We start from the raw sequence: 6,583 nt of genomic DNA, 5'->3' as shown, positions 1-6,583 counted from the left end.
AGCCCGAACTGCAGGAGGAGGTGTTCGGCGCCACCTCGCTGGTGATCGCGTGCCGGGACGCGCAGGAGATGCAGCGCGTGGCGGCCCAGCTCGAAGGCCAGCTCACCGCTACCCTGCAGATGGACGACGGCGATCTCGCCGTGGCGAAGGGCCTGCTGCCCATTCTCGAGCGCAAGGCGGGGCGGATCCTGGCCAACGGCTGGCCCACGGGCGTAGAGGTGTGCCACGCCATGGTTCACGGCGGGCCCTACCCGGCCACCTCGGATTCCCGCACCACCTCGGTGGGCAGCGCGGCGATCTTCCGCTTCCTGCGTCCGGTGTGCTACCAGGCGCTGCCAGAGGGCCTGCTACCGGCACCACTCAAGGACGGCAACCCCTGGGGCGTGTCGCGGCTGGTGGATGGCAAGCGCGAGGCCTAGGAGCCTGTCGGACGTAACGCTGATCTACTGCGAGATCCGGTCTTTCGGCCAATTTCATTCGATCTGATTCGTTAAAGAGCGGGCTATTCGCCTCATCAGATCGATAAACTTGTCTCGAAATCCAAATCTCTCGTGACGATCGGTCAAACCCGACAGGCTCCTAGCCTGGTCGATGTCGCTTATATCTCGCCCACAAGAAAGCCCTCGTACCGACAACGGTACGAGGGCTTTGTCTGGTTCATGCTTGCCGGGCTTGTGCCCGGCAGCGATCAGGCGGTGTTACGGCGCCGAATCGGGGCATCCCCATCCTGGCGGCGGCGCGGAGCGCGCTCGGCAGTGGCGCCGGCATCTTCGCTGATCTCCAGCGGACGACCGGCGACACGGGCACGTGCCATCTTGTCGAGGATGCTGGCCGGCAGCGAGCTCGGCAACTCCACCACGGAGAAGGCGTTGCGAATGTCGATGCGACCGATGCGGGCACCTTCGATGCCCCCTTCATTGGCCAGGGCACCGACCAGCTGGCCCGGCTTGACGCCATCCTTGTGGCCCACGGCGACGCGATAGCGGGTCATCCCCTCGCTGGGGCCCCGCTCGCGCCGCGCCGGCTTGCCGTCACGCGGCTCGCGCTCGGTGCGTTCCTTGCGCGGCGGCTGCATGCGGCCGATGGGCGCTTCGTCGGCGCGGGCCATGGCGGCAAAGGCACAGGCCAGCTCGATCGGATCGTGCCCTTCGGCGACCAGGCGCTCGATCAGCGCACGCTGCTCTTCGGCACCGGCGGTCAGTGCACCCTGGGTACGCAGGAAGAAGGCGTCATCCCGATGAGCGCGGATGGCGGCTTCATCGGGGATCGGCATGTCGGCCATGTGCTGGCCGGTGGCCTGCTCCATCCAGCGCACCTTGCGCAGCTCGCGAGAGCCGACGAAGGTGATCGCGATGCCGGTCCGGCCCGCACGACCGGTACGGCCGATACGGTGGGTGTAGGCTTCGCTGTCCTGGGGCAGGTCATAGTTGATGACGTGCGTGATGCGCGACACGTCGAGGCCACGGGCGGCCACGTCGGTGGCGATCAGCACATCGACCTTGCCGCGCTTGAGACGAGTGATGGTGCGCTCGCGCAGGCTCTGATCCAGATCACCGGAGAGGCTCGCCACGTTCACGCCGCGGGCGGAGAGCTGCTCCATCAGGGTGGTACAGGCCGCACGGGTCCGCACGAAAACGATGGCACCGTCGACGGGCTCGACCTCGAGGATACGCGACAGCGCCTCCAGCTTGGCGCCGCCTTCGACGCGCACCAGGCGCTGGTCGATGCTGGCGGCAGTACCCACGCTGGCTTCGATCACGACCTTGACCGGATCAACCAGGTAACGATTGACGATGCGCTCGATCTCGGTCGGCAGTGTCGCGGAGAAGAAGACCCGCTGGGCATCCTTCGGCGTATCGGCGACCACACGCTTGACGTCGTCGATGAAGCCCATGCGCAGCATCTCGTCGGCTTCGTCAAGCACCAGGGCAGAAAGGCCGTCGAGCTTGAGGCTACCGCGATCCAGGTGATCGATGATGCGGCCGGGCGTGCCGACCACGACCTGGGCGCCGCGCTTCAGGGCGCCCAGCTGCTCGCGGTATTCCTGGCCGCCGCACAGGGTGGCGACTTCCAGGCCCTTGAGGTTCTGGCCATACTTGCTGAACGACACGGCAACCTGCTGCGCCAGCTCACGAGTCGGCGCCATTACCAATACCTGGGGCTCACGGCGAGTCAGCTCCAGGCGAGACAGAATCGGCAGCGCAAAGGCAGCGGTCTTGCCGGTGCCGGTCTGGGCCTGGCCCAGCATGTCACGCCCTTCCAGCAGTGCAGGAATGGTCTGCATCTGGATCGGCGAAGGGATCTCGTAGCCCAGTGTTTCCACAGCGGAGAGAACGGCAGGCAACAGAGCAAGATCGCCGAAGCTCGGCGAAGCGACAGAAGTCGAGGTCATCAATCACACCTTGGTAGGCCGGCAGGGGCCGGCAAAATCACATTGAGGCATCCCCGACGCAAAAGAACGGTCGGGCGCACTGCGCTTGTCGAGGGCCATCATTGGCCGAAGGGCAGAGCGAGTCACGGAATCGGGGACGCCGGTCGCACCTGGCATCCGGTTCGCGCCCTGGGGCATGCGAACCGCTAAGGCGACCTTTCTGCGCCGATGTCGCCTGTTGGCGGCATCTGGTGGCGCTCCATCTTCACATCTCGGACACTGTCGGTAGATGACCGCAGGTCTCGGTGATTCGGCTCGGGCAACTTCAGCACCGGCGAATCGTCATGATGGCGGGGTCAGCACATGCGAGGAGGGCGCATGCTACCATCGCTGCTTTGTCCTGGCCAGTACTTTCAACGCTAACGACCATGTCCCCCTGATCGAGGAGCCTGCCAATGCCAACCCTGTGGGTCGACGCCGACGCCTGCCCCAAGGTGGCACGCGAGATTATCGTGCGTGCCGCCGAGCGTACCGATACCCCCACCTGGTTCGTGGCCAACCATACGATCCCGCTGCCGCCCTCGCGCTGCGTCAAGTCGCTTGCGGTGAGTCATGGCTTCGACGCCGCCGACAACGAGATCGTCGCCCGCCTCGCTTCCGGTGACCTGCTGCTCACCTCCGACCTGCCGCTGGCCCTGGAGGCCATCGAAAAAGGCGCGGCGGTCATGACCACCCGTGGCGAAATGCTCGACAAGGGCAATATCAAGGCGCGGGTACAGATGCGGGATTTCATGGAGACCCTGCGCGCCAGCGGCGAACACACCGGCGGCCCCAAGGGCTACAGCGATACCGACCGGCGCGAGTTCGCCAATGCGCTGGACAGGTGGCTGGCGAAGCAGAGGTAAGAGGCGAAGGGCGATTTCCCCTTTGTAGGAGTATCTTTAGATCACAACTGGAGGCCGCAGGCCTCCCAGCGGTGTTGCCGATGGGCGCGGTTGTTGCCAACTCCGGCAGTCTCCGCCAGGGCGCCTGCCGGCGCCAGTCGCGATGCAAAGTCGGAGCGCCGAACCGAGCGCTCCAGCAGCGATCCTATCTACCAACGATGCCAGGCCGCTGTCGGATGCAGAGCAGCGCTCCGACAGCGACACTATCCATCGACGGTGCCCACCCTTCCTGCTTCATGCTTTTTCTCTAATCCCCTTCCCCGCCAGGCGCTCCCGGTCGTGGGGGCGGTCGAGCTCGAGCAGCGGGCCTGCCGGCACGATGCGCGTCGGGTTGATGGTGTCGTGGCTATAGTAGTAGTGGCGCTTGATATGCCCGAAGTCCACCGTCTCCTTGATGCCCGGCCACTGGTAGAGCTCGCGCAGGTAGTTCGAGAGATTCGGGTAGTCCTCGATGCGGCGCAGGTTGCACTTGAAATGGCCGTGATAGACGGCATCGAAGCGCACCAGGGTGGTGAACAGGCGAATATCGGCCTCGGTAAGCCACTCCCCGGCCAGGTAGCGATTCTCGGCAAGTCTCGCCTCCATGCGATCCAGCGACTCGAACAGCGCCAGCACGTGCTTCTCGTACACGGCCTGCTCGGTGGCGAAGCCCGACTTGTAGACGCCGTTATTGATGTGGTCGTAGACATCGTCGTTGACCGCGTCGATGGTCTCGCGCAGGTCGGCCGGGTAGAAGTCCAGCCGGTTTCCGGTCAGGTGATCGAAGGCATCGTTGAACATGCGCACCAGCTCGGCGGATTCATTGTTGACGATGCGCCCTTCCCGCTCGTCCCACAGCGCCGGCACCGTCACCCGTCCCGTGTAGCGGGGGTCGGTCATGGTATAGAGCTGATGATGGTAGGAGACGCCGTTGACGGCGTCACCGCTCGAACCTTCCTGCTCATCATAGGTCCAGCCCTGATCCAGCATCAGGGGACTCACGTATGACATGCCGATCAGCGAATCCAGCCCCTTGAGCTTTCGCAGGATCAGGGTGCGGTGCGCCCAGGGACAGGCCAGCGAGACATAGAGGTGATAGCGCCCCGCTTCGGCGGGAAGACCCGGCTGGTCGTCTGGTCCGGTACCGCCATCCGCAGTGACCCAGTCACGCAGCTTGGCGGATTCCCTGACAAATTCACCGCCATGTTTCTTGGTGTCGTACCACTGGTCTTGCCACTTGCCGTCGATCAACAGGCCCATGATGGACTCCCGCTCAGGAAATGTGTCTTTGGTCAGGTTAAGCCGATTTTCTCGATGCTCAAGTGCAGTTTTTGGCCACATTCATACGACCAAATCGAATCATGCCTCTCTGCGTCCACCCTCTGCCTCCGTCGGACACTCGCTGGCAACTGCACCATGAAGCGCTTCGGCCATGGCATGGGTCGCAGGTCCGGCACGATCCCGATCACGAAAGATCAGTTGAATGGGAATGTCTCGAACGCCACCGGCAGCCAATGGGAGCGCCGTCATCCTGCCCGCTGCCATATCCGCTGTGATGCGAGTATCCGGCAACCAGGCAAAGCCCAGGCCGCGACGCACCATGTCGATCGAGGTTTCCAGGTGGCTGACGGTCCAGCGCTGCTCGGCCTTGAGCCAGCCGGAATCCATCGACTGGCGCAGCGCCGAGTCACGCACCACCAGTTGGCGGTGACGCAGCAGGTCGCGAAGGTCGAGCTGTCGATCCAGTCGATGGAGCTGATGTTCCGGATGGGCCACGGCGATGAAGCGAACCTGGCCCAGCGGCTCGCCGAGAAACCCCTGCGCGGATAGCCCGGATGCCACCAGGTCGGCGCGGCCATCGTAGAGCATCTCGATACCCCCGTTGAGCACCGTCTCATGCAGTTGCACCCGCACATGAGGAAAGGCGGCAGAAAAGCGACTCAGCGCCACCGCCAGCGCCTGGGGAGGAAATATCTGGTCAACCGCCAGTACCACTTCCGCTTCAAGCCCTTCCGACAGCCGCCCAGCCACATCCTCCAGCGCCTCGGCGCTCTCGATCAGCTGCCGCGCCCGGCGCAGCAGCATTTCACCGGCTTCGGTGAGCCTCACCTGCCGCCCCACCGGCTCCAGGACCTGGACGCCGAGCTGCTGTTCCAGCTTATGAACCGCATGGTTGAGCGTCGACGGGCTCTTGTGAACCACTTCGGCGGCTCGCGCAAAGCCACCGTGATCCACCACTGCCGCGAGCATCTGCCATTGGGCCAGGGTGACACGAGACATTTCGATTTCCTCGAATGAAATTTGGAAAACTATGCGCTTTAGTTTCGAAAATTCCGCTCTAAAATGCCAGCTATATCCCCCGATACTGGAGTCACTCCATGGCCGCTTCCCTCGAGACCCGTCGCATCGCGAATCTGATGCGCAGCCATCCCAGCCAGGACGGCGACGGTGTCAAGATCCAGCGCATCCACGACTTCGGTGGCGGCCTCGACCCCTTCCTGATGCTCGACGAGCTGGGGTCCGACAGCCCCGACGACTATATCGGCGGCTTCCCGCCGCATCCCCATCGCGGCATCCAGACCCTGACCTATATCCTGCACGGTGGCCTCACCCACGAGGATCATCTGGACCACGCGAGCACCATTCGCGCCGGCGACGCCCAATGGATGCACACCGGGCGGGGCATCGTGCACTCCGAAATGCCGCTGACCGACAGCCATGGTCTCCACGGCTTCCAGCTCTGGCTCAGCCTGGCCGCCAGGGACAAGCTCAGCCCGCCCACCTACCGGGATGTGCGCAGTGGTGAAATGCCGCACCTCGAGTGCGACCGGGCCGAGCTGATCGCGCTGGGTGGCCGCTGGCAGAGCGACAGCGGCGACACCGTGGAGGGACCGCTGGATGCCCTGGCCGGCAGGGGTGCCGTGGGTCACGCCAGGCTATCCGCCGAAGGCACGCTGAGCCTGATCGTGGCCGACGAAACCCTGGTGGTCTATGTCTTCGAAGGTGAGCTGACCATAGACAGCCAGCCCGTCAGGGCAGGAGAGCTCGCACGCCTTGGCGAAGGTCAGCGCCTGGCACTGCACAGCCAGGAAGGCGCACAGTGCCTGATCCTGGCCGGCACGCCCCACCGTGAACCCATCGTCCACTATGGCCCCTTCGTGATGAACCATCCGCACGAGATCGAACAGGCCCTGGCGGACTATCGCACAGGCACCTTTACCGCCATCTAATGCCATCCGGTGCAGTGGCAACGTACACCGCTCTTGCCCCGTTCAGGACAGGGGGTTGT

Annotated in this window: 5 protein-coding genes and 1 pseudogene; 3 read left to right on the top strand and 3 right to left on the bottom strand. The window is 64.2% G+C overall.

All coding sequences use genetic code 11. The features are described from left to right. Positions 1–419 (top strand): annotated as a pseudogene (locus tag DU505_RS21350) (aldehyde dehydrogenase (NADP(+))); the annotation flags it as partial. A 269-nt stretch (positions 420–688) separates the two neighbouring features. Here DU505_RS21350 and DU505_RS21345 read toward each other — a convergent pair. Next, a complete protein-coding gene (locus DU505_RS21345) occupies positions 689–2,392 on the bottom strand; it encodes a DEAD/DEAH box helicase (protein ID WP_114480989.1) in 1,704 nt (567 codons plus the stop codon). Between the two features lie 434 nt (positions 2,393–2,826). On the opposite strand from DU505_RS21345, the gene DU505_RS21340 reads away from it, so the two are divergent. Continuing rightward, positions 2,827–3,276 (top strand): YaiI/YqxD family protein, encoded by a 450-nt coding sequence (locus tag DU505_RS21340; RefSeq protein ID WP_114480988.1) that lies wholly within the window; start codon positions 2,827–2,829, stop codon positions 3,274–3,276. 273 nt (positions 3,277–3,549) lie between these two features. On the opposite strand, the gene DU505_RS21335 is transcribed toward DU505_RS21340, so the two are convergent. Then, the gene (locus DU505_RS21335; RefSeq protein WP_114480987.1) at positions 3,550–4,554 is read right to left on the bottom strand and encodes a glutathione S-transferase family protein; all 1,005 of its coding nucleotides are present in this window, start codon (positions 4,552–4,554) and stop codon (positions 3,550–3,552) included. 99 nt (positions 4,555–4,653) lie between these two features. Further along, positions 4,654–5,574 carry a LysR family transcriptional regulator gene (locus tag DU505_RS21330; protein ID WP_114480986.1) on the bottom strand — a complete coding sequence of 307 codons (921 nt, stop codon included), beginning with the start codon at positions 5,572–5,574 and terminating at the stop codon, positions 4,654–4,656. A gap of 98 nt (positions 5,575–5,672) precedes the next feature. Here DU505_RS21330 and DU505_RS21325 point away from each other — a divergent pair, with 98 nt between their 5' ends. Beyond that, positions 5,673–6,524 (top strand): pirin family protein, encoded by an 852-nt coding sequence (locus DU505_RS21325; protein WP_114480985.1) that lies wholly within the window; start codon positions 5,673–5,675, stop codon positions 6,522–6,524. The last annotated feature ends 59 nt before the right edge of the window (positions 6,525–6,583 follow it).

Origin of the sequence: Billgrantia montanilacus, from assembly GCF_003336675.1 — a bacterium.
GTDB lineage: Bacteria > Pseudomonadota > Gammaproteobacteria > Pseudomonadales > Halomonadaceae > Halomonas > Halomonas montanilacus.
This window is presented reverse-complemented; position numbering and strand designations above follow the sequence as displayed.